Source organism: Microcella sp., from assembly GCF_019739195.1.
Taxonomy (GTDB): Bacteria; Actinomycetota; Actinomycetes; order Actinomycetales; family Microbacteriaceae; genus Microcella.
On the sequence record NZ_JAHHDS010000003.1, the window covers coordinates 850,010 to 875,838 of the forward strand.

Sequence of the window (25,829 nt, forward strand, 5' to 3'; positions counted from 1 at the left end):
CGCCGAGGCGACGCTGGTGTGCTGGTCGGCTACGCGGAGTCGGGCTCGGTGATGTCGGATGCCGCCGCCGCCTCGGCCGCCGCTGTTCCCGGCCGGTTCGCCGCCACCCAGCGTTCGACGTTCCGCTGGGGTGCCACGTTCACGGCCAGGGCGCCGGCCGGAACATCCTTGCGGACGACCGTTCCCGCTCCCGTGTACGCTCCGTCACCAATCCTAACGGGGGCCACGAACACGTTGTGCGAGCCCGTGCGGGCGTGCGCGCCGACCTCGGTGCGGTGCTTGTTCACGCCGTCGTAGTTGGCCGTGATCGTGCCGGCCCCGATGTTCGTGCCCTCGCCGACCGTCGTGTCGCCGATGTACGACAGGTGCGGCACTTTGGCGCCACGGCCCAGTGTCGAGTTCTTCGTCTCGACGAACGTACCGACCTTGCCCTTCTCGCCGATCACCGTGCCGGGGCGCAAGTAGGCGAACGGGCCGACGGATGCGCCTGCGCCGATCACGGCCAGCGTGCCGTCGGTGCGGCTCACGCGAGCTTCCGTGCCGACTTCGCAATCGGTCAACGTCGTGTCGGGGCCGACGACGGCGCCGCTCGCGATCGCGGTGGCACCCTTCAGCTGCGTGCCCGGCAGAATCTCGACGTCTTCTTCGAGTGTCACTGTGCGGTCGATCCACACGCTCGCGGGGTCGCTGATCGTCACGCCGGCGAGCTGCCAGCCGCGCACGATCATGGCGTTGAGCCGCAGCGCCGCATCACTGAGCTGCACGCGGTCGTTGACACCGGCGACGAGCCAGCTCTGGCCGGCGGGCAGGGCAGCAACCGGCTGACCGTCGGCGTGCAGCAGCCCGATGACGTCGGTGAGGTACTTCTCTTGCGCGGCATTGTCGGTCGAGACGAGAGCGAGCTTCTCGCGCAGCGGACCCGTGCGAAAGACGTAGGTGCCCGAGTTGACCTCGGTGAGTGCACGCTCGTCGTCTGTGGCATCTTTCTGCTCGACAATGCGGTCGAGACCGCCGGCCGGGTCGCGCACGATGCGGCCGTAGCCCGTGGCGTCGTCGAGCACCGCGCTCAGCACCGTCGCAGCGGCCTCGGCACCGCGATGCCGCGCGAGCAGCGAGGCGAGGGTCGCCGCATCGAGAAGCGGCACGTCGCCCGAGACCACGAGCACGTCGCCGTCGAAGTCGGCAGGCAGTGCGGCGAGCGCCGCCTCGACTGCGCGACCGGTGCCGGGCACCTCGTCTTGATCGGCGATGATCGCGTGAGCATCCAGTTCAGAGATCGCAGCCGCGACGCGGTCACGCTCGTGCCGCACGACCGTCACGAGGTGGGCCGGCTCGAGGGCGCGCGCGGTCGCGAGCACGTGACCGATGAGCGGGATGCCCGCGAGCCCATGCAGCACCTTGGGGGTCTGCGACTTCATGCGGGTGCCTTGCCCGGCGGCGAGTACGACGATGGCCAGGCGCGAGTCAGTCATTCCACTATCTTCTCGCACAGCGCGGCGAGCCGGCGCAGGTCGGCGGCGACAGCGTCGGCGTCGGCGCGCCACTGATCGTCGGTCATGCCGGGCTGGCGTACGAGCGTGAAGACGATCTCGCTGCCGGTGCCGCGCGGTTCGACGCGCAGTCGCACCGGCACGACGCTGCCGTCGGGCAGGGTCACTTCGTGGTCGAGAATGCCGCGCTCGACGTCGATCGAGAACTCGACCTGCGCATTGCTCGACAGGCCGCTCGCCCACTCGGGCATGCGCTCGAGGTCGGCCGCGACGGCCATGACCTGCGCGACCGTGAGGTCGACGCGCTGGCGGATGTCTCGCGAGAACATGTGCTCAGCACTCCACCACGTTCACCGCGAGGCCGCCCTCGCTCGTCTCTTTGTACTTGGTCGACATGTCTGCGCCCGTCTGGCGCATGGTCTCGACCACGGTGTCGAAACTGATGAGGTGGGTGCCGTCGCCGTGCATGGCGATGCGGGCAGCGGCGACCGCGTGACCCGCCCCGATGGCGTTGCGCTCGATGCACGGCAGCTGCACGAGGCCGCTGACGGGGTCGCACGTGAGGCCGAGCGAGTGCTCCATGGCGATCTCGGCCGCGTTCTCGACCTGCTCGGGGGTGCCACCGAGCAGGTGCGCGAATCCGGCAGCGGCCATAGATGCGGCGGAGCCGACCTCGCCCTGGCAGCCCGCTTCGGCGCCCGAGATGCTCGCGTTCGACTTGATCAGAGCGCCGAACACTGCGGCGACCAGCAAAAACTCTTCGGATGCTTGGGCTGCGTCGTCGGGACTCAGCACGTCGATCGCGTGCCGCAGCACGGCCGGGATGATGCCGGCAGCACCGTTCGTCGGAGCCGTGACCACGCGGCCCCCTGCCGCATTCTCTTCGTTCACGGCGATCGCATAGGCCTGCAGCCACTCGGGGTTGGTGTCGCGCGTGCTCGCGGCGTCGAGGGCATGCAGCTTCAGGGCGATAGCGGCCGCCCGTCTCGGTACTTTCAAGCCGCCGGGCAGGATGCCCTCGGTGCTCAGGCCGCGGTCGATGCAGTCGGTCATCGCGGTGGCGACCGCGCGCAGCCCCGCCGACGTGGCCTGTTCGCCGCGCAGAGCGTGCTCGTTCTCGCGCGCGAGGGCAACTAGGCCGAGACCTGACGAACGGCACAGGGCGAGCAGCTCGACGGCTGTCGCGAAGGGGTACGGCACCGGCAATGCCGCGGTGCCTCCGGTCTGGGGGGCGTCGCCCTCGTGTTCGACGAATCCGCCGCCCACCGAGTAGTAGGTCTCGACGGCGAGCGGGGTGCCCGCGGCGTCGAAGGCCCGCAACTCGAGCGCATTGGGGTGTCGCTCGCGGCGCACCTGCGGCATGAACTGCAGCCACTGCGGGTCGAGAGCGATGCGGTGCGTGCCGCCGAGAGCGAGCATCCCGCTGTCGGCGGCGGCGACCACGCGCTCGACGTCGTCGTGCGTGACGGTCTCGACCGTGCAGCCGGCGAGGCCCGCGAGCACGGCGCCGGGGGTGCCGTGGCCGACGCCGGTCGAACCGAGCGAGCCGAACAGGTCGCACTCGACGCGCGCCACGCTGCTCAGGCCGGGCGAGGTTGCGAGCTGCTGCACGAAAGCCTGCGCGGCCCGCAGTGGGCCGACCGTGTGCGAGCTCGAGGGCCCTATGCCGACGCGAAACAGGTCGAGCGCCGAGATGTATTCGCGAGCCGCGAGCGGGGCGGGCAGGGCGACGGGGGTTCTCACGGCGGCTCCTTGTCGCGCGGGCCGTGCCTCGGATCATCGAGTGCGGCGCCGCGGGTCTCAGACCGACTGCTTGTGCCGGTTGCGGCGCTTGCGGTCGGTCGGCGGCGTGCTGGCACCCGGGTGCGGGCGCCGTCGAACCGCTGCAGCCATTCTGGCGCAGGTCGTTCGCGGCCGCACGATCTGCGCGGTGCGCGTCGGCGCGGCGAACGCGTTAGGAGGCCCAGGGGTCGTGAAGAACGAGATCTGCGTCAGCGAAGTCGCGGGTGTTGCGAGTCGCCAGATCGTGCCCGCCAGCGAGACAGATGGCGGCAATCATGGTGTCTTCCGCACTGACAATCCGACCCTCTTGCTCGCGAGCGGCACGCAGCCGGGCAGCAACAGCAGCGGCGTCGAGATCGAAAGCGAGAACGCGGTCGGCGGCGACCTCGATGAGCCTGTCGATCGCCATCTTCAGTGCATCCCGCCTGCGACCGCGGGGCAATCTCAAGGCTCCGTACTGCAGCTCGGCAACGGTGATGGCAGTGATGGCGGACTTGTCAGCGTGAGCCGAAAGCCACGCAAGCACGCGCTCGTCCGGATCTGACCGCAGGGGCTCAGAGAGAACATTCGTATCAAGAACGATCACGAGAGATCAACGGGACGAGCCGCAGTGCGCTCCGGAACGATGAATGTGCCGCGCAGAGGTTCGGTGGCGGTCAGCCACTCGCCGACGAAATCGGCGCGCGGCGTGACAACTTCCTCAAGGATCGAACGCACTTCAGCCTCCATGGATCGGTTGTGCGCCGCAGCGCGCTCCTTGAGCGAACGACGAACGGACTCAGGCAGGTTGCGAATCGTCAATGTCGCCATGCGCACCTCCCGCTAGCAATGCTAGCATTTTGCACGCTGTCGCGCGACGATGTGACTTTCGGCGGTGCGGACTTGCCGTCGACGATTCGCCAGCACCATGCCACGGATCGTCAAGATAAGCGTCAACCATCAACAGTGCCGTGCACGGGGGCTGGGAGGATCGCGGTGCCGGAGCGGCGAGGCGTTGGCGGCGAGCTTCACCTTGTGGCGAGCAACTCCCACGCGCGGAGCGTCCGGTGTCGACGCCCACTCTTCGCTTGACACGAGCTCCTGTCACGCGCGGAGCGGCGCTGTGGCGCCGCTCCGCCCCCAGGATTCGAACCTGGACCTAACAGCTCCAAAGGCTGTCGTGCTGCCGTTACACCAAGGCGGATCACGCGAAACGCGCGCGTCTAGTCTGCCAGAGCGTGGGCAGCGCCAGACCAGCGCAGGGGTGGGATGCTCGCCGCGAGCTTGAGCGCAGCATCCACTCGTCCGACCGCGAGCGCGCCGCCCGCGATAATGAAGAGATGACCGCCCGCGACGAAGTCGACCGCATCGTCGAGGCGTGGCGCCGCGAACGGCCCGAGCTCGACGTCGAGCCGCTGCAAGTGCTCTCGCGCGTCAGCCGGCTCGCGCGACACCTCGACCTCGCGCGCAAGCGGGCGTTCACCGCCTCGGGCCTCGAGCCGTGGGAGTTCGACGTGCTCTCGGCATTGCGCCGCGCGGGCGATCCCTACGAGCTGAGCCCGAAAGCGCTGCTGCAGCAGACGCTCGTCTCGAGCGGCACCATGACGAACCGCATCGACAGGCTCACGACCCGCGGGCTCGTCGAGCGGCACACCGCCCCGCATGACGGTCGCGGCATTCTCGTGCGCATGACCGCTGAAGGGCGCGAGCGCGTCGATCGCGCGATGGACGAACTGATGGTGGGCGAGGCCACCCTGCTTCGGCACTTGAGCCGCGCCGAGCAAGAGCGACTCGCCGGCTTGCTGCGCACGCTCGGCGCCGACTTCGACGACGCCTGACCAGAGCTAGAGCAACGGCAGCACGAACGACAGCACCACGGCGATCGCGCCGACGGCGGTGAGAATGCCACCGGTCGTCAGCAGCACGCGGCCGTCGTGCGCGGGGTCATCGAGACGCAGCGACTCGGGGCGCGAGGGGTGCACCCAGATCGTGCGGGCATCCCCCACCGCCGGCACGCGGCCGTCGAGGTGCTCGGTGCTCTCGTGCAGCGCTCCACCCTCGCCAAACCAGCGAAGGGTCGCATAGTCGCCTGTCACGGCCGTGACGACGGCCTTGACCGAGGCGTAGCGGTTCGACCATGCGCGGCGCCCGAGCCCCGCGATGAGCAGCACGATGCCGATCGGCAGCGCCACCCACGAGATCGCCTCGGCCGCGGTGGCGATGGCGTCGAGGGGATTCACCCCTTCATCGTAGGTCTCGGTGCGACCCGCGGGCCGCCCGGTACCATCGGCGCATGGCGTTCTGGAAGAAGTCGCAGGCGGTCGACGAGAGTCTGCCGAAACACGATCGCGGCTCAGGCTCGTTCGACGACTACGTCGGCGTGCTCGAGCCCAAGAACAAGAACGTCACGATCAGGCTGGCCGGCAGCGACGCCCACCAAGCCGAACTGGCCACACTCGCCGCCGAGCCGGAAGATTCACTCACGACCGCGACGCCCGCGCGCTCGGTCACTGACGAGGGAGTGGATGCTCCCATCGAGGTTCGCATCTTCGCGAGTCGTCGAGTGAGCGGCGTCGTCGGCACGGTGCCGCGCGGCCTCGAGAGCGCCTACGACGAAGCCGTACGGCGGCTCGACGGTCGAGGTGACAAACCGCGCATTCCCGTCAAGGTCGTCGCGACCAATAAGCACGGCTACCGAGTCGACCTGCTCATCGGCCTGACCAAGTAACTCAGTGCCCCTCGCCCATGTGCCCCGCGAGGCGCGTGTGCAGCGCATGCGACTCGGCGTTCATGTCGACGATCTCGACGGCAATGCCGAAGCGCTCGTATTTCGTGACGATCGCGTCGAGGGCGGCCACGGTCGAGGCATCCCAGATGTGCGATTGCGAGAGATCGATAACGACCGAGGCCGGGTCTTCGCGGTAGCGAAACTGCGTCGTCAGGTCGTTGCTCGACGCGAAGAACAGCTCGCCGTCGACCCGGTAGAGCGCATACGTGCTGCCGTCGGGCGCATCGAGCACGGTGCGGTCGACGGCCGCGAAGTGCGCCACTCGGCGGGCGAAGAGAATCATGGCCACGATGACGCCGAGGGTCACGCCGATGGCCAGGTTGTGCGTCCAGACCACGGCGATTACGGTGGCGACCATGACCGTCGTCTCGCTCTTGGGCATGCGGCGAAGCGTGTTGAGGCGAATCGAGTGCCAGTCGAAGGTCGCGACCGAGACCATGATCATCACGGCCACCAGAGCGGCCATCGGAATGATCGCCACGAGGTCGCCGAGCAGCAGCACGAGGGCGAGCACGAAGACGCCGGCGAAGAACGTCGAGATGCGCGTGCGCGCCCCCGAGACCTTGACGTTGATCATCGTCTGGCCGATCATCGCGCAGCCGCCCATACCCCCGAAGAATCCGCTTAGGATGTTCGCCGCGCCCTGCCCGTAGGCCTCACGCGTCTTGCCCGAGGGCGTGTCGGTGATGTCGTCGACGAGCTTCGCGGTCAGCAGCGACTCGAGAATGCCGACGACGGCCATGGCGATCGAGAACGGCAGGATGATGCCGAGCGTCTCCAATGTGAGCGGAACATCCGGCCACAGAAGCGACGGAAGGCTCTCAGGCAACTCGCCCTGGTCGCCCACGTTCGGCACGGTGATCGCGAGCACGACGACGAGCACCGTCACGACGATGACCGACACGAGCGGTGCGGGCACGACGGTGGTGAGGCGCGGCATGCCGATCAGAATCACGAGGCCGAGAACGACGAGAGGGTAGACCTCCCACGGCACGCCGAAGAGGTAGGGCAACTGCGCGGTGAAGATCAGAATCGCGAGCGAGTTGACGAAGCCGACCATGACCGAGCGTGGAATGAACCGCATGATCTTCGCGACGCCCGCTGCGGCCATGATGAGCTGGATGACGCCGCCGAGAATCACGGTCGCGATGAAGTAGTCGGTGCCGTACTCGCGAGCGACGGGCGCGATGACAAGTGCGATGGCTCCCGTCGCCGCCGTGATCATCGCGGCGCGACCGCCGAGGAACGCGATCGCGACGGCCATGATGAACGACGAGAAGAGGCCGAGTCGCGGGTCGACGCCCGCGATGATCGAGAACGAGATCGCTTCAGGAATCAGGGCGATCGCGACGACGAGGCCCGCGAGCACCTCACGCGTCAGAAGTCGGGGCGAGCGCAAGGCGGTGATCGTGCGCGAGTCGCTCCAGGGAATGGTGGGGAGAAAAGCCATGGCAATGGCTCCCTTCGAACAGGGGCCATGAGGCCAGACGAGACAGGATGGTGCGCATCGTTACGCAGCAGGCAGTCCTGCGAGTTCGGCGGCGGCTGCGGCGCGCAGGCACAAGCAGCGTCCAGATCGAACGAGGGGTGAGAAGTCGGCGCAGACTGCGGCGCCGCTCTCCACTGTACACGGCGACACATTCTGCGCCGCGGTCCGGCTCAGCCGAGCGCGGGCGCCGCCAGCGGCCGCGACAGACAGCAACTAGGAGTCAGCCCAATAACTCGCCCAGCTCAAGCCAGCGCTCTTCGGCCGACTCGAGCTCGGCCTCGAAGGCGCGCACCTGGTCATGAAGCGTGCCGAGACCTGCGTAGTCGTTGACGTCATGCTCGGCGAGCTGCACGTGCAGAGCATCCACCTGGCCTTGCACTTTCGCGATGCGGCGCTCGAGTGCCGAGAGCTCTTTCTCGAGCGTGCGCCGCTCGGCCCCAGAAAGCTTCGGTGCCGACGAGGCGGTGGATGCGGGTGCCGTCGCCGTGACAGACGCCACCGTCGCACGCCCCGCATCATTCGTGCCCGTCGGGGCCGCAGCGTGCGCGGCGATGCGCAGATACTCGTCGACACCGCCGGGCAAGTGGCGAAGCCGACCGCCGAGCACGGCGTACTGCTGGTCGGTCACGCGCTCTAGCAGGTAGCGGTCGTGCGAAACGACGATGAGCGTGCCCGGCCACGAGTCGAGCAGGTCTTCGATGGCCGCGAGCATGTCGGTATCCATGTCGTTCGTCGGCTCGTCCATGATGAGCACGTTCGGCTCGTCGAGCAAGATCAGCAGCAGCTGCAGCCGTCGCTTCTGGCCACCAGACAGGTCTTTGATCGGGGTCGAGAGCTGCGCTGACGTAAAGCCCATGCGCTCGAGCAGTTGACCCGGGGTGAGCTCTTTGTCGCCCGCGGCGTAGCTCGTGCGCTTCGTCGCGATGACCGCGCTCACGCGCTCGTTCGCGACGGCCGTGAGATCGCCGAGCTGCTGGTCGAGCGTCGAGACGACAACCGTCTTGCCGCGCTTGACGCGGCCCGTCGTCGGCTCGAGCGTGCCGTCGATGAGCTTCAAGAGCGTCGACTTGCCCGCACCGTTGACGCCGAGAATGCCCGTGCGCTCGCCGGGGGCGATGCGCCACTCTACGTCGTGCAGAATCTGGGTGTCGCCATACGAGACCGAGACGTCGAGCAGGTCGATGACGTCTTTGCCGAGGCGCGAGGTGGCCATCTGGGTGAGCTCGACCGAGTTGCGCAGCGGCGGCACGTCGTCGATGAGCGCGTTGGCCGCCTCGATGCGAAACTTCGGCTTGGCCGTGCGGGCCGGCGCGCCGCGGCGCAGCCACGCGAGCTCTTTCTTCATGAGGTTCTGGCGCTTGGCCTCCATCGTGGCGACCTGACGGTCGCGCTCGAGGCGCTGCAGCACATAGGCCGCGTAGCCGCCCTCGAAGGGCTCGACGATGCGGTCGTGCACCTCCCAGGTGTCTTGACTGACCTCGTCGAGAAACCACCGGTCGTGGGTCACGACGAGAAGCGCGCCCGCGCCGGGCGACCAGCGGCGCTTGAGGTGCCCGGCGAGCCAGTGCACTCCGCCGATGTCGAGGTGGTTGGTGGGCTCGTCGAGCACGACGATGTCCCACTCGCGGCTGAGCAGTGCCGCGAGGGCGACGCGGCGGCGCTGGCCTCCGCTCAAGTCATCGACGAGGGTGTGACCGGGTATGTCGAAGATCAAGCCGGCGAGAACATCCCGCACATTGCGATCGCCCGCCCACTCGTGTTCGGGCCGATCGCCGACGACCGTCTCGATGACCGTCAGCCCGGTCTGCAGGTGGTCGGCCTGATCGAGCATGCCCAGGGTGACCCCGCCGCGGCGCGTCACGCGGCCATCGTCGGGCTCTTGCTTGCCGGCGAGAATGCGCAGCAGGGTCGACTTGCCGTCGCCGTTGCGGCCGACGACGCCGATGCGGTCGCCGTCGCTGACGCCCACCGTGACTCCATCGAGAACGACACGGGTGGGGTATTCGACGCGGAGCTGCTCGGCTCCCAAGAGATGGGCCACCCATCGAGACTAGGGCGCGGCGCCTGTGCACCAAGACCAGGCAGAATAGACGGATGCCCTCCGACGCCCTCTCGCCCGAGCCCGCGCCCGACGCAGACACGTCTGCCGACTTCGACGCCGAAACGTCGGCAGATGCCACGCAGCCGACGCGGCCCATCGGGCGCGTGCTGCCCTTCACGCTGCTGTGGGCGGCCGGCATCATCATCATCGACCAGGCCACGAAGTACTGGGCCGAGGCGACGCTCGTGCCCTACGAGGGCGTGCCGGTCATCGGTGAGTGGATTCAGTGGCGGCTCGTCTACAACCCGGGCGCCGCGTTCGGCATCGGCGGTGACTTCACGTGGGTGCTCACCCTCATCGCTGCGATCGCGGTCGTGGGCATCTCAGTCTTCGTCGCGCGCATCTCGAGCGTGCGGTGGGCCCTCGCGGCCGGAGCGCTGCTCGGCGGAGCGATCAGCCACCTCGGCGACCGGCTGTTTCGTGAGCCGGGCTTCGCCCGCGGCGAGATCGTCGACTTCATCGACTACTTCGGCATCTTCGTGGGCAACGTGGCCGACATCGCCCTCGTCGGTGGTGCGATCGCGATCGTGCTGCTGAGCCTGATCGGCGTCAGCTCGCGATCACCCGAGCGCCGTGAACCGGACCCGTCGCCCGCAGCACCGTCAACCGAGACGCACTGAGCGCGACCTGCAGTTCGAGGGCCGCGGTCTGATCGGCGGCGAGAAACGCCACCGTCGGTCCTGATCCCGAGACGAGGCCCGCGAGCGCACCCTGCAGCTCGCCGGTCTCGAGCGTCTTGGCGAGCTCGGGTGCGAGGTGCAGCGCAGGAGCTTGCAGATCGTTGTACAGGTACTCGGCCAGCTGATGCGGGTCGCCCGCGCGCAGCGCCTGCAGCACTTCGATGTCGACGGCGGGCTGCTCGGGGGCCGGAGCGATGTCGCTCGCGTGCCGCTCACGGTGCCGGTCGAGCTCGGCATAGACCTCGGGCGTGCTGAGGCCGATGTCGGCGAGGGCGAGCACCCAGTGGAAGGTGCCTTGCGCGAGAGCGGGCGAGAGCCGGTCGCCGCGACCCGTGCCCACGGCGGTGCCGCCCATGAGTGCGAACGGCACATCGGCACCGAGCTGGGCCCCGAGCTCGTGCAGCTCGTCGCGGCTCAGGCCCGTGCCCCACAAGTGGTCGCACGCCACGAGCGTGGCGGCGGCGTCGGCCGAGCCGCCACCCATGCCGCCCGCAATGGGCACGTGCTTCTCGATCTCAAGCGCGACGCCCCCGCGATAGTCGGCCGTGCGCGCGAGCAGACGGGCGGCCTTGATCGCGAGGTTCGAGCCGTCGGTCGCGAGACCGCTGCAGTCGATCGGGCCGGTGAAACTGACCGAGAAGTCGTCGGCGGGTCGGGCATAGACCTCTTCGTAGAGCGAGATCGCCTGGTAGGCCGTGGCCACCTCGTGGTAGCCATCGTCGAGCAGCGAGCCGACCTTCATGAAGACGTTGATCTTGCCGGGCGCCCTCGCGTGCACCACCTCGCTGGTCGCCCCCGTGCTCATGGCTCCACCCTATGCTCACTCACGGCTAGCCTGGCCCCACCATGCAGTGCGACTACTTCGACGCCGGGCTCTGCCGCTCGTGCACGCTCATGGGTCAGCCCTACGCCCAGCAGCTCGCCGCTAAAGAAGCGCGCGTGCGTTCACTGCTAGAGCCCTTCGCGGTCGGCGCGTCGTGGCTGCCGCCCGTCGCGAGTAGCGAGAGCGGCTTTCGCGCCAAAGCCAAAATGGTCGTCGGAGGCACGGTCGAGCACCCCACCCTCGGCATTCTCGACGGGCAGGGCCGCGGCGTCGACCTGCGCCACTGCGGCATCATCGACCCGCGCATTCTCGCCGCTTTTCCCGCGCTCATCGCGGCCATCACGCGCATGGGGCTCGAACCCTACGACGTTCCGGCCCGCCAGGGCGAGCTGAAGCACCTCATCGTGACGGTCGCGGCGAGCGGCGACCTCATGATGCGGTTCGTGGTGCGCAGCGAGGCGTCGGTGGCGAGCATCCGTTCTCACCTGACCTGGCTGACGGATGCTGTGCCGCAGCTCGTCGTGGTGACCGCCAATATTCACCCCGAGCACAAGGCCGTGCTCGAAGGTGAGGTCGAGCACGTGCTGACCACGGAGTCGATGCTGCGTATGCGGGTCGGCAACGTCGACCTGCTCGTGCGGCCCCAGAGCTTCGTGCAGACCAACACCGCCATCGCAGGTGCGCTCTACCGGCAGGCGGCGCAGTGGCTGGATGAACTCGGAGCGCAATCGGTGTGGGATCTGTATTGCGGCGTCGGCGGGTTCGCCCTGCACACCGCGCGGTCGGGTCGCTCTGTGGTGGGCGTCGAATTGTCAGCCGATGCCGTCGCGAGTGCCGAACTGGCGCGCGATGCACTGTTCGCTGAGCCGAGCGAACGGCAGAGCATCCGCTTCATCGCCGCCGATGCGACCGCCTTCGCCCTCGGCTCGACCGCCGATGCGGTGCCCGACGTGGTGATCGTCAACCCTCCCCGGCGAGGGCTCGGCACTCCGCTCGCCGAGTGGCTGCAGACCAGCGGGCCGCGGCACGTGATCTACAGCAGCTGCAACCCCGAGTCGCTCGCGCGCGACCTCGCAGCGATGCCCGGGTACACCGTGACCCGGGCGCGCGTGCTCGACATGTTCCCGCAGTCCACCCACCTCGAGGCGATCACGCTGCTCGAGCGCGTCTGACGGCGTTCAGTCGGGCGTGAGCACACTGCGCGACTGCGCGGTGACACTCGGCACCACGAGGCGGTAGATGCCCATGCCGATGATCTCGACGGCCATTCCGAGCACGATGACGACGGCCACGAGCGCGAAGCCGTCGGGGAACGCCAGGGCGATCGGCAGCACGAGCAGCCCGTTGCGCGCTCCCCCGCTGAAGGTCAGCGAGCGCACGCTCGAGATCGCGAGCCCGAAGGCAGTGGCGACGAGAATGCCGATGGGGGCCATGACGATGAGATAGACGCCGAACAGCGGAGCGACGGCCTCGAGCAACTCAAGCCGGTCGGTCGCTCGAGGGATCATGGCGGCGGCGACGAGGCCAGCCGCGAGAGCCGTGGCGGGCGCCGTCAGCGTCGAGCCGCGCCGCAGTGCTGACGCGAGCCGCGGAGCGCGCACACCCGCGAGTTGCAGCCCGGTCACCACCAGAGCTGGCGCGATGATGCCGATGAGCAGGGCGAGCGGCAGGCGCGATCCGTCGAGGCTGAGAAAATTCTCGCCCGCCGTGAACAGCAGCATGAAGCCGGGCACGGTGATCGCCTGCAGCACGAGCAGCACGGGCGCGACGCTCAGCAGAGTCTCGACGGCCCCGCCCGCGCGGCGCACGAACGCCGCGACGAGCCCGACCCCGGGTGCGAGCAGCATGAGCAGCAGCCCCGCCTGCAGGTCGGGGTCGCGAAACACGATGCGACTCAGCACATAGACGAGCAGCGGCGAGATGACGACATTGAGCAGCAGCACCGCGACGAGAAAGCGCCGGTCGAGCACGGCCCGGCCGAATGACGCGAGCGGAACATCGAGCAACGTGATGCCGATCGCGACGGCGACGACGCCGAGCACTACAGCATCGGGCACCCCAGCGGCCGCCGGCACGAGCGCGCCGACGAGACTGCCGAGGCCGATGCCCGCGAGCACGATGACGATCGTCGCGGCGGGCGTCAGCCTGCGCGGTGCGATCGCAGAAGCACCGGATGCTGCGCTCACGCCGGCGCGGCCCGAGCAAGCCGCAGAAACTCTGGCAACCCGAGCATCTCGCCCCGCGCGGTGGGGTCGAGGCCGGCGGCCTCGAGTGCGGCGGTAGCGGCGGCTGACGAGCCGAACAGCTCGCTCAACGCCTGCCGCAGCATCTTGCGGCGTTGCCCGAACGCGGCGTCGACGAGCTCGCCGACCCGCACGCGCTCGGCCTCGGTGCCCGGCACCGGCCCGCGCGTCATGCCGACGAGCACCGAATCGACGTTTGGCACCGGCCAGAACACCTGCCGGCTGACGACACCCTCGACCCGCCACGCGCCGTACCAGGCGGCTTTGATCGACGGGCCGCCGTAGACCTTCGAGCCGGGAGGGGCGGCCAGACGGTGGCCCACCTCGGCCTGCACCATGACGAGCACGCGACGGATGCCCGGCTCGAGGCCGAGCAGGTGCAGCAGCACGGGCACCGAGATGTTGTAGGGCAGGTTGGCGACGAGCGCGGTCGGGCGCTGGCCGCCCGGGGCGTCGGGCGCAGCCGGGATGCGCAGCGCATCTGCGGTGACCACGCCCAGCTCGGCCTCGGGCTGCAGCTCGCCGACCGTGAGGGGCAGCTGGGCCGCGAGGCGAGCATCCACTTCGATCGCGACGACCGGATGCCCCGCCTCGAGAATTCCGAGCGTCAACGACCCCAGCCCCGGGCCGACCTCGAGCACGGGCTCACCGGGTTCGAGGGCAGCGGTCGCGACGATGCGCCGCACCGTGTTGGCGTCGTGCACGAAGTTCTGGCCGAGCTTCTTGGTGGGGGTCACGTCGAGCAGTGCGGCGAGGTCGCGCACCTCGGCGGGGCCGAGCAGGCCGCTCACGCGACGCTCGGTGCGCTCATGTGCGCTCGCCCGGGTAATGCTCCGGCAGTTCTCCACCGAGGTCGCCGAGCTCGTCGGGGTTGCCCGGCACCTCCTGCGCAGCCCACGGGTCACCGGGTGCCACGACCGGATTCGCATCCCACGAGCCGTAGACGAGTTCGGTGTTCGAGCTCAGCTGCGCCGAGAGCATCGACACGTCGGTGCCGAGGTGGTCGGCGATCGCGCGCACCGTGAACGGCAGCAAGTAGGGGCCGTTCGGCCGGCCGCGGTAGGGGTGGGGGGTCAAGAATGGTGCGTCGGTCTCGACGAGCAGTAGCGCGCGCGGCAGCACGTCGAGGGCGTCACGCAGATTGCGGGCGTTCTTGAACGTCACTGTGCCGGCGAAGCTCGCGTACCAGCCGCGCTCGGCGCAGACGCTCGCGAGCTCGACGTCGCCGCTGAAGCAGTGGAAGACGACCTTGTCGGGCGCACCCACACGCAGCAGGGTCGCCACGATGTCGTCGTGCGCGTCGCGGTCGTGAATCTGCAGGGCCAGCCCGTGCTTCTTGGCGATCTCGATGTGGGCTTCGAAGGCGGCGAGCTGGGCGTCGCGTCCGTTGCCGGGCTTCGTGCGGTAGTAGTCGAGGCCGGTCTCGCCGATGGCGACGACGCGCGGCTGCGCGGCGAGCTCGTCGATGACCCCCAGCGCAGCATCCAGTTCGCCCGACGCGGCCAGGTCAGGAACCTCATTGGGGTGGATGGCGACCGCGGCCAGCACCCGGGGCTCGCGCTCCGCGACGGCGGCCGACCAGCGACTCGTGAGCACGTCGGTGCCGACCTGCACGACGCCGCGCACTCCGACGGCCGAAGCGCGGTCGAGGTGCTCGCGGTAGTGCATGGGGTTCTCACCGTCGGCGATCTCGAGGTGCGTGTGGTTGTCGTAGACGGGCACCACGAGCGCTTCGGGGCTCGGCGGATAGCTCAGATCACGGTCGGTGCCTTCCATGATCGCGCGGGCGCGCACATGTGGATCAAGCACAGCCGGGTCGATCTGTTTCGGGTCGAGCGCGTCGCTCACGGTATCGCCTCCAGCTACGACCGTACCGCGTTCGCCTGGGCGGGGCCGGGGCTTGACGCGGCGGAAGAGGGCTACTCGGTCTCGATGCGCGGGAAGAGCGCCTCGAGCGGCTGTGTCTGCGTGCCGGCGGGCAGTTGGCCCCATTGGCCCGCGGTCGGGATGCTCTGGTCGAGCAGCGCGCCGAGCGCACCCTCGGCTCCGAGGGCGACCCACAGCTTCTGGGCGGCCTTCGGTGTGACGGGCGAAAGCAGCACGGCGAGCGCCCGCAGCCCCTCGGCCGCGGTGTACAAGATCGTGTGAAGTCGAGCCGTCTGCGCCTCGTCCTTCGCGACCTTCCACGGTTCCTGCAGCGTGATGTAGCCGTTGAGCTCGTCGACGATCGTCCAGACCGCGGAGATCGCGTCGTGGATGGCGAAAGTGTCGATGGCGCGCTGGGCGGCGACCACAGCATCCGCCACGGTCTTCTGAATGCCCCGCTCAGCATCGGTCACGTCGGTCGCCGCGGGCACGACGCCGTCGCAGTACTTGCCGACCATCGCGATGACGCGCGAGGCGAGGTTGCCGAAGCCGTTGGCGAGCTCGGCCTGGTAGCGGGCCGACAGGTCTTCCCAGCTGAACGAGCCGTCTTGACCGAAGTTGATGGCGCTCATGAAGTAGTAGCGGAAGGCGTCGCTGCCGAACACGTCGGTGATCTGGTGCGGCGCGATGCCCGTGAGCTTCGACTTCGACATCTTCTCGCCGCCGACGAGCAGCCAGCCGTGGCCGAAGACGCGCGCGGGCGGCTGGAGGCCCGCGGCCATGAGCATGGCGGGCCAGATGACGGCGTGGAAGCGGGCGATGTCTTTGCCGACGAGCTGCACGGCTGGCCAGCGGCGCTCGAAGTTCGCGTCGTCGTCGCCCCAGCCGATGGCACTGATGTAGTTCAGCAAGGCGTCGAACCACACATAGGTGACGTGGGTGTCGTCCCACGGAATGCGCACGCCCCAGTCGAAGCTCTGCCGCGAGATCGACAGATCGTCGAGGCCGCGCTTCACGAACGACACGATCTCGTTGCGCAGGCTGTTCGGCTGGATGAAGTCGGGCTGCGACTCGTAGAGGTCGAGCAGGCGCTGCTGAAACTCGCTCATGCGGAAGAAGTAGTTCTTCTCCTTGAGCACTTCGATCGGCCGACCGTGAATGGAGCAGACCTGCTGGCCCTCGAACTCGCCCGCGCCGGCAACGAGGTCGTCAGGCTGCTTGTACTCTTCGCAGCCGACGCAGTAGTAGCCTTCGTACTCGCCGTCGTAGATGAACCCGTCATCGTAGAGCTTCTGCAGAAAGCGCTGCACGACCTTCTCGTGCCGCGCCTCGGTGGTGCGGATGAAGTCGTCATTCGCGATATCGATCGTCTTCAGCAGAGGCACCCACGCCGAGTCGACGAGCCTGTCTGCCCACTCCTGCGGTGTGACGCCGTTCGCGACGGCGGTGCGCAGAATCTTCTGGCCGTGCTCGTCGGTTCCGGTGAGCGACCAGGTGTCGATGCCCGACTGGCGGTGCCAGCGCGCGAGCACGTCGGCGGCGACCTCGGTGTACGCGTGCCCGATGTGCGGCACGTCGTTGACGTAGAAGATCGGCGTCGCGATATAGAAGCTGTCACCGGCGGCCATGATGCTCAAGTCTACGGGCGCGCGTGGCTGTGTTTCGCGCTACCCTTGACCCTCGTGAGGATCACTAGAATCTTCGCCGGGGGGCTCGTCGGGGCGACGATCGCAGTCGCCCTCACCGGGTGTGTCGGCGCACCGGCCGTGCAGGTGTACGGCGACCTCACCGAGCTCTGTTTCGCGACCGCGACGACCCCTGACACGTCGAGCGAGGGGTACATCGCCTATGTCGGCGTCACCGTGGTGAACACCTCTCCGCGCGACGTGATTCTGCGCGAGGCGCGCCCGATCGAACTCATCAACGCTGTGATCAGCGAGATCTCGATCGTGCCGACGCCGTCGCCTTTCACCTCGTTCGGCTTCGCTCCGGGTGGCCGCTTGAGCGTCGAGCAGAGACCGCTCTACAACGACCGGGTGCCGATCGATGGCGTCACGATCGACGGTGGTGGCTCGGCAGAGCTCGTCATCGAGCTTCGCGCCCGCGACTTCACCGACTATGCCGGCATCGAGGGCATGCGCGTCAAGTACGACGACGGCTGGTTCTCGGCGACGAGCGTGGCCGACACGACCGTCGGCTTCGTACCGCCGTGGTCGCACTGCGGCGCCACAGGGCACTGATCGCTCATCGTTCGAGGGACCTTTCGCGTAGCGTGCTCAGCGTGATGCATCCTCTCTCGCGCCGCCTCCTGATCATGGCCACACTCGCGCTCGTCGTGCCGCTCGCCGCCTGCAGCGGCGGGCCCGGTGATTCCGGTCTCGACGGATGCCTCGCTGCCGACCGGGGCACGATCGCGATCGGCGTCACGAACACAGCGGGCGAGGCTCTGTCGGTCAGCGCGATCGAGCTCGCCGACGGTTCGACCGTCGACGTTGTCGACCGCTTCTTCGCGGCTGACGAGGCCGCGCGCGAGACCTCGGTCGACTTCAGCACCGGCGGCCGCGACGCGTTCAGCGGCGTCGACCTCGATCGCTCGCTCATCGAGCCCGGCGAAGCGGCGTTCGTCGGCATCGAAGTCGAGCGCGTCACGGCCGCGGAAGGCGTCGTCACCGGCCTGCGCGTCACCGCCGACGGCACCGAGCGCGCCGTGCCCGTCACCCTCGTGCTGCGCGAAAGCTGCGACTGAGTACGTCGGCCGGCTAGGTCGCTCGACGAGCAGCGAGCGCCGCCTCGTAGAGCTCGCGCTTGCCGAGCCCCGTCGCGGCGGCGACCTCGGCAGCGGCATCCTTCAGGCGCTCTCCCGTCTCGACGCGCGACGCGACCTCGGCGAGCGCGCTCGGCAGGTCGCCCGACCGCGCGGGCGCGCCCTCGATGACGAGCACGATCTCGCCGCGAGCGCCGTCGGCGAACTGCTCGGCGAGCTCGGCGAGAGTGCCCCGAGCGACCTCTTCGAACTTCTTCGTGAGCTCGCGGCACACGGCGGCTCGACGGTCCGGCCCCATGGCGTCGCGCGCATCGGCGAGCGCCGCGGCGATGCGGTGCGGAGCCTCGAAGACCACGATCGTGCGCGGCTCGGCCGCGAGCGCCCGCAGTGCGGCCGCCCGGCCTTTCCGCGGCAGGAAGCCCTCGAACACGAAGCGGTCGGTCGGCAGCCCGCTCAGCACGAGAGCCGTGAGCACGGCGCTCGGCCCGGGCAGGGCAGTGACGGTGACTCCGGCGGCGATCGCCGTCTCGACGAGCACGAAGCCCGGGTCGCTGATGCCCGGCATGCCCGCGTCGGTGAGCACGAGCACGTCGGTCTCGCGGGCGAGCTCGACGAGCTCGGCCGACTTCTCGCGCTCGTTGTGCTCGTGCAGGGGCAGCAATTGCGGGCGATTTTCCACCCCTAGCGCGCGCATGAGGTGCACGGCGGTGCGGGTGTCTTCGGCGACGACGACCGTCGCCGACTGCAGCGCCTCGACCAGCCGCCGGCTCGCGTCGCCGAGATTGCCGATGGGCGTCGCCGCGAGCAGAATCATGCGCCCATCCTCCCACCGGGCGCGACCGTCCGCCCCGGCCAGGGTTTGCCGGGCCGGTGACCACACCGCGGTTGGGCAGGAGGCGCGCCTTCCCCACGACTTGCCGTCCCCTCGGGGTCACGCCTCAGAGACTTCAACGGATGCGGAAGAACATGAAGCAGATTCGGACAGTTCCGCATCCGTTGAAGTCACCGGAGGCGTACAGGTCGGTCATGTCACGTCGCACCGCGCACGGATACGATGAGCGAATGACGGGGGCACAGTCGACGGGGGCCCACTCGCGCGACCAGCACCCTGCTCATTCGACCGGAATGCACGCGGCCGCGACCGCAGCACCCTCGTCGCAGACGCTCGAGCGGAGACGGCGCGTGCTGCAGGTCGCCGTGCCCGCGGCCGTGCTCGGCGTCGCAGCGGCGACGCGGCTCATCGGCCTCGAGCAGCCGGGCGAGCTCGTCTTCGACGAGACCTACTACGTGAAAGACGCCGAGTCGCTGCGGCAGCTCGGCTACGAGGGGCGCTGGCCCGACGGCGCGAACGATCTGTGGGCCGCGGGCACTCCCGGCAGCCCGAGCCCACTTGCGTCATTCGTCGTACACCCGCCGCTCGGTAAGTGGGTCATTGCGCTCGGGCTCGCGCTGCTCGGCCCCGAAAACCCCGCAGCCTGGCGCCTCGGCACGGCACTGATGGGCATCGCCCTCGTCGGGCTCGTCATGCTGCTCGCGCACCTTCTGCTCGGGCGCCTCGTGCTCACGGGCCTCGCGGGTCTGCTCATCGCCGTCGACGGCAACGCGATCGTCATGAGCCGCGTCGCACTGCTCGACGGCGTGCTCGCGCTGCTCATCGTGCTCGCCGTCATCTTCATCGTGCTCGATCGACGGGATGCCCACCGCCAGCTCACCGCCTGGCTCGAGCGGCGTCGCTCGAGCGACCCGCCGCGCACGACCGACTGGGGGCCCGCGCTGTGGGGTCGCCCCTGGCTGCTCGCCGCTGGGCTCGCGTTCGGGCTCGCCACGGGCGTCAAGTGGAACGCCCTCTACCTGCTCGCCGCCTTCGCCGTACTAACCGTCGCCGCCGACGCCGTCGACCGTCGCCGCGCCGGGGTCGCCCTGTGGGCGAGCGGCACCCTGCTGCGGCAGGCTCCGATCTCGTTCGTGCTCACGATCCCCGCTGCTGCAGCCGCCCACCTCATCACGTGGTGGGGCTGGTTCGCGACGACCGGAGGCTACGGCCGCGACCGGCTCGTGTCCGACGAGAATCGACTACCGGGCATCCTGGGCAGTCTTCCCGACCCCCTGCAGAACTGGTGGGCCTACCAGCAATCGATCTACGGCTATCACGTGGGCGTGACCGCCGACCACAACTACGGCGCGCCCGCACTCGGCTGGCCGCTGCTGCTGCGCCCGACGTACATGCACTACACCGACCTCGGCGACGGCACGGCCGAAGCCATCACCGGAATCCCGAACCCACTCATCTGGTGGGCTGCCGTCGCCGCGGTCGTCACGCTCGTCGTGGTGCTGGTGGTGAGCGCGGTGCGACGGATGCGCGGCGCCCACCTGCCCCTGCTGCCCGCGCACGGCTGGCCTCTTGCCGTCGTGCTCACCGGGGTCTTCGCCGGCTGGCTGCCATGGTTGCTCTACCCCGAGCGCACGACGTTCTTCTTCTACACGATTGTCATCACGCCGTTTCTCGTGCTCGCCCTCACGATCGTGCTCAGCGCCGTGCTCGGCAATCCGTCAGCGCCCGCGCCGCGGCGCGCGGTCGGTGCCACGGTCGTGCTGGTCTTCATGTTCGTCGTCGTCGCGATCAGCGCGTTCTTCCTGCCGCTGTGGACGGGCACGCCCGTCGACATCGACTTCATCCGGCTGCACTACTGGTTGCCGACATGGATCTGAGCGCATGAACCGAGGGGTCCATGGCCGCGGCCGTCGCCTACCGGCGCCGCCCGTACACCGCCCGGCGCAGCAACCACTCGGCCGGACCAGGCCGGTCGAACGCCGCGAGAACGTTCGCGAGCACGAGCGTGCCGAGCCACGTGATGACGGCGATCTGAGTGGCAACGGCGACACTCACGGTGCCGCCGAGGCCGAGCGTGTAGGGCGCGAAGGCGATGACGAACACCACCGACTGGGTGAGATAGCCGCTGAGTGACCGTTGCCCGAGCGCCGCGAAGGCGCGCGAGATCGGCCCTGCGGGCTTCGCTGTCGGGCTGCCGAGCTCGCGCCCGGATGGTCGGCCGGCGACGAGCAGAGCGATGAGCGCCACGTAGCCTGCGCCTCCGATGGCTCCCGTCGCAGCGTGCAGCATGGCCGCAAAGGGCTCGACGAAGGGGTTGAGCTCGAAGACCCCGAGCAGCGCGAGCGCGATGGGCAGAGCTCCGAGCACCGAGAGCGGCACGCCGATTCCCGCCGTGAGACCGAGCGCACGACGGTGCTGCCAGGGCTGCTCGAGCATGCGTCGCCGCGCGGCCCACATGCCGAGAATCATGGGTGCGAGAAGGCCCAGACCGCCGAAGGGCACCGAGATCAGGCCGATCGACCACTCGGCGGCGCGCAGCAGCACCGCCATGCCGAACGTCTCGGCGCTGGCCGAACCGAAGCTCACGGTCGACAGCCCTCCCCCGCCGAACTTCGACAGCAGCCCGCTCAGACCTTCCAGCGCGCCGACCAGAATGAGGAACCCGAACGCGAGCCATCCGACGATCGCGAGCGTGCGACCTGACGCGCGGATCAGCAGCACGAGGGCGAGGCCGAGCAGGCCGTAGGTGCCGAGAATGTCGCCGAAGAACAGCAGCACCCCGTGCGCGGCACCGAACGCGATGAGCCACAGGTTGCGGCGGATCAGCAGCTTGCGTGCGTCGGGCAACGAGGTGCCTCGCGCGTGCTCCCGCGTCAGAAGTTGCGTCATGCCGTAGCCGAAGAGCAACGCGAAGAGCGGGTAGCTGCGGTTGTCGGCGAGCGTCGCGACGAGGGCGTTGACCCACGGGTCGGCAGCAGCATCCGTCATGGGCTTCAGCAGAATGCCGAGCTCACGACCATAGAGGAAGAACGGCACGTTCGCCACGGCGATGCCGAGCAGCACGAGGCCGCGCGCGACGTCGGGCGCCAAGGCGCGATCGGCGCGCGCAGTCGGAGCGAGGGCGGGCGGGGGCGGCGAGGGCTGAGCATCCGTCGTCATGAATTCACGATACGACGCGACCTGCGGCGTGCGCCTCCGTCGCGCGGTGGAGAATGCGGATGCTCGCTCTCCGCCGCGCGAAGGTTACGTCGCGTAACGCGCGGTGCGGCCGGCCGTGAAGCACACGGTTAGCCTGGAGGAATGGCCGACCGCGACTACGGATTCCGCACGCGCGCGCTGCACGCGGGCAATGTGCCCGACGCGACGACAGGTGCGCGCGCGATACCGATCTACCAGTCGAGCGCCTTCGTCTTCGACTCGCCCGAAGACGCCGCCGCGCGGTTCGCGCTGCAGAAGTACGGCACGATCTACAGCCGCCTGGCGAACCCCACGATCGCGAGCTTCGAGGAGCGCGTTGCGAGCCTCGAGGGCGGCCTCGGCGCCGTGGCGACCGCGAGCGGCCTGAGCGCGCAGTTCATCACGATCGCCTCGCTCGCCGGGACGGGCGACCACATCGTCGCCTCGTCGAACCTCTACGGGGGCTCGATCACGCAGCTCGACGTGACGTTGCGCCGCTTCGGGGTCGAGACGACGTTCGTCGCGAGCGATGACCCGGCCGACTACGCCGCGGCGATCATCCCGGGCCGCACCAAGCTCGTCTTCGCCGAGACCATCGCGAACCCCAGCGGCGACATCGCCGACCTCGAGGGTCTCGCCGCCGTCGCGCACGCGGCCGAGATCCCACTGGTCATCGACTCGACTATCGCGACCCCCTACCTGTGCCGGCCGATCGAGTGGGGCGCCGACATCGTCATCCACTCGGCGACGAAGTTTCTCGGCGGGGCTGGCACGACCCTCGGCGGCGTCGTCGTCGAGTCGGGCCGCTTCGACTGGTCGAACCACAACTTTCCGCTCTTCGAAGAGACCGTTCCGCACTATGGCGGCCTCACCTGGCACGGCAACTTCGGCGAGTATGCCTTTCTCACCCGCCTGCGCGCGGAGCAGCTGCGCGACATCGGCCCGGCACTCGCGCCTCACTCGGCTTTCCTGCTCGCGCAAGGTGTCGAGACATTGCCGTACCGCATGCAGGCACACGTCGACAATGCGCGCGTCGTCGCGGAGTGGCTGGCCGCCGACGACCGCGTCGAGGCCGTCAACTGGGCCGGGTTGCCCTCGCACCGGCACCACGAGCGTGCGGCGAAATACCTGCCGCTCGGGCCGAGCTCGGTGTTCGGCTTCGTCGTCAAGGGCGGCCGAGCCGTCGGTCAGGGCGTGATCGAGAACGTCGAGCTGGCGAGCCACGTCGCCAACATCGGCGATGCCAAAACGCTCATCATCCACCCCGCCTCGACGACGCATGCGCAGCTCACCGAACAGCAACTCGTCGACGGCGGCGTGCACCCGGGGCTCGTGCGCCTCTCGGTCGGCATCGAAGACGTCGACGACATCATCTACGATCTCGATCAGGCGCTCACGGCTGCGCTGAAGGGGGCGTCACCATGAGTGCAGCGACCAGTCAGCAGAGCACGGATGCGACCGCTGTCGAGCAGGCCACCGTCACGCTCGCGAACGGGCTGACCTGCGATATTCCGGCCAGCTCGCCGCTCGCGAAACTGCTGAAGTCGCAGCGCACCTGGGTGGGGCCCGACGCGAAGCAGCGGCTGAGCATCCTGCGCCGCGCGAAGAGCATCGCGATTGTCGGGGCCTCGCCGAACCCCGCCCGTAGCTCGTACTTCGTCGGCACGTACCTGCAGCAGTCGAGTGACTATCGCGTCTACTTCGTGAACCCGAACGCGACCGAGATTCTGGGGCAGCCCGCCTACCCCGACCTCGCCTCGCTGCCCGAGGTGCCCGACATCGTCGACGTGTTCCGCAAGGCCAGCGACATTCCCTCGGTGATCGATGACGTGCTCGCGATCGGCGCGAAGACCGTCTGGGTGCAGCTCGGCATCTACAACGAAGAGGCTGCTCGTTACGGCGAGTCGAAGGGGCTGACGGTCGTCATGGACCGCTGCATCAAGGTCGAGCACGCGCGCTTTCACGGGGGGCTGTACCTCATGGGCTTCGACACCGGGGTCATCTCGTCGAAGAAGCAGGTTCGCTAAACGCCCTACGGGCGCACGGCGCGGCTACAGTCGCACCATGACACTCCGCGCCGCGATTGTCGCCTCGAGCGACGGCCCGTTCGACTTCATCGGCGGCCTGCCCTTGCACCCGCTCGTCGTGCACGTAGCCGTGGTCGTGCTGCCCGCCGCCGCACTCGCGCTCATCGTCGTCGCACTGCTGCCGCGCGTGCACTGGATGCTTCGATGGGGTGTCGTGGCCGCTCTGGCCGTCGGCGCCCTCTCTGCGTGGGTCGCGGCGGAATCGGGCGAAGCGCTGGCCGACCGCGTCGGTGAGCCCGAGGTACACGAAGAGCTCGGCGAGAACCTGCCGGCGATCGCGGCTGTGACTCTCGCCTTCAGCATTGTCTGGGGGATCATCGCCGAGCTGTCGGCACGGGCCACGCGGGCGACGGCAGCCACCGAATCAGGTGCCGGCCCCTCGCGGGCGCTGCTCGTGCTGCGGATCGTCATTTCGGTCGCGGCGGTCATGATGGCCGCGTTCGCCATCTACTACACGATCATGGTGGGCCACTCGGGCGCCGTCGCCACCTGGTTTCCGCGCGTCGGCGGGTGAGCGTGGCCCGCGCTCGACCGGTCCGCGTCGCCGGGCTCGTCGCAGCGCTTTCGGGTGTTGCGACCATCGTGGTCGTGACGCTCGCCGTTCTCGTGGCACCCTTGCTGTGGCCGGCGCCCGCCCGTGCACTCAACGCGGGTCTGGCGTCTGTCACGCCTCATGCGCCGGTCGTCGCGGTCCACGGCGCCGAGATCATCGACCGGCGCTCGGGCGAGCCGCTGACGCTCGTCGGCGCGAACTGGCCGGGCTTCGAGTACGCGTGCATTCAGGGCTGGGGTCTCAACGAGGGCGGAGCCACCGACGCCGCGGTCGCGGCCATGGTCGAGTGGGGCTTCACCGCGGTGCGCGTGCCGCTCAATCAGCAGTGCTGGTTCGACGAGCGACCCGAAGTGGCCTTCGGTTCAGGTGAGCAGTACCGCGCCGCGGTTCGCGCGTGGGTCGAGCGTCTCACCGGCGTCGGACTCGTCGTCATTCTCGACCTGCACTGGAGCGCCCCCTCCCCCACGCTGGCCGACGGTTTGCGGCCGATGCCCGACGTCGACAGCCCCCGCTTCTGGTCGTCGGTGGCCGAGGAGTATCGCAAGCACCAGGGCGTGGTTTTCGACGTGTTCAACGAGCCGCACAGCCGGTACGACGCCGACCGCGAGCAGTGGGCGTTCACACTCGACTGGCAGTGCTGGGCAACGGGCGGATGCTCGCCTCCGATCGAGAACGACCAGGCCTTCCCGCTCACGGGAGAGACGTATGCGGCCGTCGGCATGGTCGAGCTCGTCGATGCCGTGCGACAGTCTCGCGCCACGCAGCCGATCATTCTAGGCGGCCTCGGCTACGCCAATGACTTGCGTGGCTGGCTCGATGCGGCCCCTGTCGACGATCAGCTCATCGCTGGCCTTCACTCTTACCGCGGGAATCGGTGCGCGGACGAGAACTGCTGGAACGCCGAGGTGCTTCCCCTCGCCGCGCGTGTGCCGGTCGTCATGGCCGAGTTCGGTCAGAGCGACGGTGGCGACGACCACGTGCGCCGGGCCTTCACGTGGGCAAACGCGAACCTCTCGGGCGCGCTCGCATGGGCGTGGTGGAGCATCCCGCCCTCAGAGTCGCCGACGAATGCCGCCTACTCGCTCGTCACCGACGAGTACGCGCCGCGCAGCCCCTCGGGCACCGCTCTGATCGAGCTGCTGCAACAGTAGCTCGACTCGTTCTCCTGACGAGAG

The 25,829-nt window shown here is 69.0% G+C and carries 26 protein-coding genes and 1 tRNA gene; 11 read left to right on the forward strand and 16 right to left on the reverse strand.

The window, feature by feature from the left end:
• Positions 1-29 precede the first annotated feature (29 nt).
• The 6 genes from glmU to KL788_RS05885 all read right to left on the reverse strand — a co-directional run bounded on the left by glmU (position 30) and on the right by KL788_RS05885 (position 4,455).
• Positions 30-1,472 (reverse strand): bifunctional UDP-N-acetylglucosamine diphosphorylase/glucosamine-1-phosphate N-acetyltransferase GlmU, encoded by a 1,443-nt coding sequence (gene glmU / locus KL788_RS05860; RefSeq protein WP_293169381.1) that lies wholly within the window; start codon positions 1,470-1,472, stop codon positions 30-32.
• Positions 1,469-1,819 (reverse strand): SRPBCC family protein, encoded by a 351-nt coding sequence (locus KL788_RS05865; RefSeq protein WP_293169383.1) that lies wholly within the window; start codon positions 1,817-1,819, stop codon positions 1,469-1,471. Before KL788_RS05865 ends, glmU begins: the two co-directional genes overlap by 4 nt.
• A gap of 4 nt (positions 1,820-1,823) precedes the next feature.
• Positions 1,824-3,233: an L-serine ammonia-lyase gene (locus KL788_RS05870; RefSeq protein ID WP_293169385.1), complete on the reverse strand. Its 1,410-nt coding sequence runs from the start codon at positions 3,231-3,233 to the stop codon at positions 1,824-1,826.
• Positions 3,234-3,444: 211 nt separating this feature from the next.
• Positions 3,445-3,858: a PIN domain-containing protein gene (locus KL788_RS05875; protein ID WP_367120423.1), complete on the reverse strand. Its 414-nt coding sequence runs from the start codon at positions 3,856-3,858 to the stop codon at positions 3,445-3,447.
• Positions 3,855-4,082: a FitA-like ribbon-helix-helix domain-containing protein gene (locus tag KL788_RS05880; protein ID WP_293169387.1), complete on the reverse strand. Its 228-nt coding sequence runs from the start codon at positions 4,080-4,082 to the stop codon at positions 3,855-3,857. Before KL788_RS05880 ends, KL788_RS05875 begins: the two co-directional genes overlap by 4 nt.
• A gap of 301 nt (positions 4,083-4,383) precedes the next feature.
• Positions 4,384-4,455: transfer RNA gene (locus KL788_RS05885), tRNA-Gln, on the reverse strand.
• A 136-nt stretch (positions 4,456-4,591) separates the two neighbouring features.
• Here KL788_RS05885 and KL788_RS05890 point away from each other — a divergent pair.
• Positions 4,592-5,089: a MarR family winged helix-turn-helix transcriptional regulator gene (locus tag KL788_RS05890; RefSeq protein ID WP_293173204.1), complete on the forward strand. Its 498-nt coding sequence runs from the start codon at positions 4,592-4,594 to the stop codon at positions 5,087-5,089.
• Positions 5,090-5,095: 6 nt separating this feature from the next.
• On the opposite strand, the gene KL788_RS05895 is transcribed toward KL788_RS05890, so the two are convergent.
• Positions 5,096-5,491 carry a hypothetical protein gene (locus KL788_RS05895; protein ID WP_293169389.1) on the reverse strand — a complete coding sequence of 132 codons (396 nt, stop codon included), beginning with the start codon at positions 5,489-5,491 and terminating at the stop codon, positions 5,096-5,098.
• A gap of 53 nt (positions 5,492-5,544) precedes the next feature.
• On the opposite strand from KL788_RS05895, the gene KL788_RS05900 reads away from it, so the two are divergent.
• Complete coding sequence (locus KL788_RS05900) at positions 5,545-5,979, forward strand: hypothetical protein (RefSeq protein WP_293169391.1); 435 nt, start codon at positions 5,545-5,547, stop codon at positions 5,977-5,979.
• A 1-nt stretch (position 5,980) separates the two neighbouring features.
• On the opposite strand, the gene KL788_RS05905 is transcribed toward KL788_RS05900, so the two are convergent.
• Positions 5,981-7,489 carry a SulP family inorganic anion transporter gene (locus KL788_RS05905; protein WP_293169393.1) on the reverse strand — a complete coding sequence of 503 codons (1,509 nt, stop codon included), beginning with the start codon at positions 7,487-7,489 and terminating at the stop codon, positions 5,981-5,983.
• Positions 7,490-7,748: 259 nt separating this feature from the next.
• Positions 7,749-9,569 carry an ABC-F family ATP-binding cassette domain-containing protein gene (locus KL788_RS05910; protein ID WP_293169395.1) on the reverse strand — a complete coding sequence of 607 codons (1,821 nt, stop codon included), beginning with the start codon at positions 9,567-9,569 and terminating at the stop codon, positions 7,749-7,751.
• A gap of 53 nt (positions 9,570-9,622) precedes the next feature.
• On the opposite strand from KL788_RS05910, the gene KL788_RS05915 reads away from it, so the two are divergent.
• Complete coding sequence (locus tag KL788_RS05915; protein ID WP_293169397.1) at positions 9,623-10,249, forward strand: signal peptidase II; 627 nt, start codon at positions 9,623-9,625, stop codon at positions 10,247-10,249.
• Here KL788_RS05915 and KL788_RS05920 read toward each other — a convergent pair.
• Entirely contained in the window at positions 10,179-11,114 is a 936-nt protein-coding gene (locus tag KL788_RS05920) for a 4-(cytidine 5'-diphospho)-2-C-methyl-D-erythritol kinase (RefSeq protein WP_293169399.1), read from the reverse strand. The genes KL788_RS05915 and KL788_RS05920 overlap by 71 nt on opposite strands.
• A 41-nt stretch (positions 11,115-11,155) precedes the next feature.
• Here KL788_RS05920 and rlmC point away from each other — a divergent pair, with 41 nt between their 5' ends.
• The gene (gene rlmC, locus KL788_RS05925) at positions 11,156-12,304 is read left to right on the forward strand and encodes a 23S rRNA (uracil(747)-C(5))-methyltransferase RlmC (RefSeq protein ID WP_293169401.1); all 1,149 of its coding nucleotides are present in this window, start codon (positions 11,156-11,158) and stop codon (positions 12,302-12,304) included.
• Between the two features lie 6 nt (positions 12,305-12,310).
• Here rlmC and KL788_RS05930 read toward each other — a convergent pair whose 3' ends face one another.
• From KL788_RS05930 to metG, 4 genes are all read right to left on the reverse strand, one after another.
• A complete protein-coding gene (locus KL788_RS05930) occupies positions 12,311-13,318 on the reverse strand; it encodes a hypothetical protein (protein ID WP_293169403.1) in 1,008 nt (335 codons plus the stop codon).
• The gene (gene rsmA / locus KL788_RS05935; protein WP_293169405.1) at positions 13,315-14,166 is read right to left on the reverse strand and encodes a 16S rRNA (adenine(1518)-N(6)/adenine(1519)-N(6))-dimethyltransferase RsmA; all 852 of its coding nucleotides are present in this window, start codon (positions 14,164-14,166) and stop codon (positions 13,315-13,317) included. The genes KL788_RS05930 and rsmA overlap by 4 nt, the downstream gene beginning before the upstream one ends.
• A 16-nt stretch (positions 14,167-14,182) precedes the next feature.
• Positions 14,183-15,151 (reverse strand): TatD family hydrolase, encoded by a 969-nt coding sequence (locus KL788_RS05940; RefSeq protein WP_293173207.1) that lies wholly within the window; start codon positions 15,149-15,151, stop codon positions 14,183-14,185.
• A gap of 143 nt (positions 15,152-15,294) precedes the next feature.
• Positions 15,295-16,869: a methionine--tRNA ligase gene (gene metG, locus KL788_RS05945; protein ID WP_293169407.1), complete on the reverse strand. Its 1,575-nt coding sequence runs from the start codon at positions 16,867-16,869 to the stop codon at positions 15,295-15,297.
• A gap of 54 nt (positions 16,870-16,923) precedes the next feature.
• On the opposite strand from metG, the gene KL788_RS05950 reads away from it, so the two are divergent.
• Both KL788_RS05950 and KL788_RS05955 read left to right on the forward strand, forming a co-directional pair.
• Positions 16,924-17,481 carry a hypothetical protein gene (locus KL788_RS05950; RefSeq protein ID WP_293169408.1) on the forward strand — a complete coding sequence of 186 codons (558 nt, stop codon included), beginning with the start codon at positions 16,924-16,926 and terminating at the stop codon, positions 17,479-17,481.
• A 41-nt stretch (positions 17,482-17,522) separates the two neighbouring features.
• On the forward strand, positions 17,523-17,987 hold the full coding sequence (locus KL788_RS05955) for a hypothetical protein (RefSeq protein WP_293169410.1): 465 nt from the start codon (positions 17,523-17,525) through the stop codon (positions 17,985-17,987).
• Positions 17,988-18,000: 13 nt separating this feature from the next.
• Here KL788_RS05955 and rsmI read toward each other — a convergent pair whose 3' ends face one another.
• Positions 18,001-18,819, reverse strand: coding sequence for a 16S rRNA (cytidine(1402)-2'-O)-methyltransferase (rsmI, locus tag KL788_RS05960; protein ID WP_293169412.1), 819 nt, complete (start codon positions 18,817-18,819; stop codon positions 18,001-18,003).
• 248 nt (positions 18,820-19,067) lie between these two features.
• Between rsmI and KL788_RS05965 the strand changes: the two genes are divergently transcribed.
• Positions 19,068-20,714 carry a dolichyl-phosphate-mannose--protein mannosyltransferase gene (locus tag KL788_RS05965; RefSeq protein WP_293169414.1) on the forward strand — a complete coding sequence of 549 codons (1,647 nt, stop codon included), beginning with the start codon at positions 19,068-19,070 and terminating at the stop codon, positions 20,712-20,714.
• Positions 20,715-20,751: 37 nt separating this feature from the next.
• Here the strand turns inward: KL788_RS05965 and KL788_RS05970 are convergent, their stop codons facing one another.
• Positions 20,752-21,996 (reverse strand): DUF418 domain-containing protein, encoded by a 1,245-nt coding sequence (locus KL788_RS05970; RefSeq protein WP_293169416.1) that lies wholly within the window; start codon positions 21,994-21,996, stop codon positions 20,752-20,754.
• A gap of 141 nt (positions 21,997-22,137) precedes the next feature.
• Between KL788_RS05970 and KL788_RS05975 the strand changes: the two genes are divergently transcribed.
• From KL788_RS05975 to KL788_RS05990, 4 genes are read left to right on the forward strand one after another with little or no spacing between them, the layout of a single operon-like run.
• A complete protein-coding gene (locus tag KL788_RS05975; protein ID WP_293169418.1) occupies positions 22,138-23,439 on the forward strand; it encodes an O-acetylhomoserine aminocarboxypropyltransferase/cysteine synthase family protein in 1,302 nt (433 codons plus the stop codon).
• Positions 23,436-24,041 carry a CoA-binding protein gene (locus KL788_RS05980; RefSeq protein ID WP_293169420.1) on the forward strand — a complete coding sequence of 202 codons (606 nt, stop codon included), beginning with the start codon at positions 23,436-23,438 and terminating at the stop codon, positions 24,039-24,041. Before KL788_RS05975 ends, KL788_RS05980 begins: the two co-directional genes overlap by 4 nt.
• Before the next feature lie 37 nt (positions 24,042-24,078).
• Positions 24,079-24,615, forward strand: coding sequence for a DUF2231 domain-containing protein (locus tag KL788_RS05985; protein ID WP_293169422.1), 537 nt, complete (start codon positions 24,079-24,081; stop codon positions 24,613-24,615).
• A gap of 2 nt (positions 24,616-24,617) precedes the next feature.
• On the forward strand, positions 24,618-25,805 hold the full coding sequence (locus KL788_RS05990) for a cellulase family glycosylhydrolase (RefSeq protein ID WP_293169424.1): 1,188 nt from the start codon (positions 24,618-24,620) through the stop codon (positions 25,803-25,805).
• Positions 25,806-25,829 lie beyond the last annotated feature (24 nt).

Coding starts and splice junctions, on each gene's coding strand:
- KL788_RS05865 (WP_293169383.1), bottom strand. CDS start 1,819: ATGTTCTCGCGAGACATCCGCCAGCGCGTCGACCTCACGGTCGCGCAG.
- KL788_RS05970 (WP_293169416.1), bottom strand. CDS start 21,996: ATGACGACGGATGCTCAGCCCTCGCCGCCCCCGCCCGCCCTCGCTCCG.
- KL788_RS05975 (WP_293169418.1), top strand. CDS start 22,138: ATGGCCGACCGCGACTACGGATTCCGCACGCGCGCGCTGCACGCGGGC.
- glmU (WP_293169381.1), bottom strand. CDS start 1,472: ATGACTGACTCGCGCCTGGCCATCGTCGTACTCGCCGCCGGGCAAGGC.
- KL788_RS05920 (WP_293169399.1), bottom strand. CDS start 11,114: ATGAGCACGGGGGCGACCAGCGAGGTGGTGCACGCGAGGGCGCCCGGC.
- KL788_RS05940 (WP_293173207.1), bottom strand. CDS start 15,151: ATGGAAGGCACCGACCGTGATCTGAGCTATCCGCCGAGCCCCGAAGCG.
- KL788_RS05915 (WP_293169397.1), top strand. CDS start 9,623: ATGCCCTCCGACGCCCTCTCGCCCGAGCCCGCGCCCGACGCAGACACG.
- KL788_RS05980 (WP_293169420.1), top strand. CDS start 23,436: ATGAGTGCAGCGACCAGTCAGCAGAGCACGGATGCGACCGCTGTCGAG.
- metG (WP_293169407.1), bottom strand. CDS start 16,869: ATGGCCGCCGGTGACAGCTTCTATATCGCGACGCCGATCTTCTACGTC.
- KL788_RS05900 (WP_293169391.1), top strand. CDS start 5,545: ATGGCGTTCTGGAAGAAGTCGCAGGCGGTCGACGAGAGTCTGCCGAAA.
- rlmC (WP_293169401.1), top strand. CDS start 11,156: ATGCAGTGCGACTACTTCGACGCCGGGCTCTGCCGCTCGTGCACGCTC.
- KL788_RS05965 (WP_293169414.1), top strand. CDS start 19,068: ATGACGGGGGCACAGTCGACGGGGGCCCACTCGCGCGACCAGCACCCT.
- KL788_RS05880 (WP_293169387.1), bottom strand. CDS start 4,082: ATGGCGACATTGACGATTCGCAACCTGCCTGAGTCCGTTCGTCGTTCG.
- KL788_RS05890 (WP_293173204.1), top strand. CDS start 4,592: ATGACCGCCCGCGACGAAGTCGACCGCATCGTCGAGGCGTGGCGCCGC.
- rsmI (WP_293169412.1), bottom strand. CDS start 18,819: ATGATTCTGCTCGCGGCGACGCCCATCGGCAATCTCGGCGACGCGAGC.
- KL788_RS05905 (WP_293169393.1), bottom strand. CDS start 7,489: ATGGCTTTTCTCCCCACCATTCCCTGGAGCGACTCGCGCACGATCACC.
- KL788_RS05985 (WP_293169422.1), top strand. CDS start 24,079: ATGACACTCCGCGCCGCGATTGTCGCCTCGAGCGACGGCCCGTTCGAC.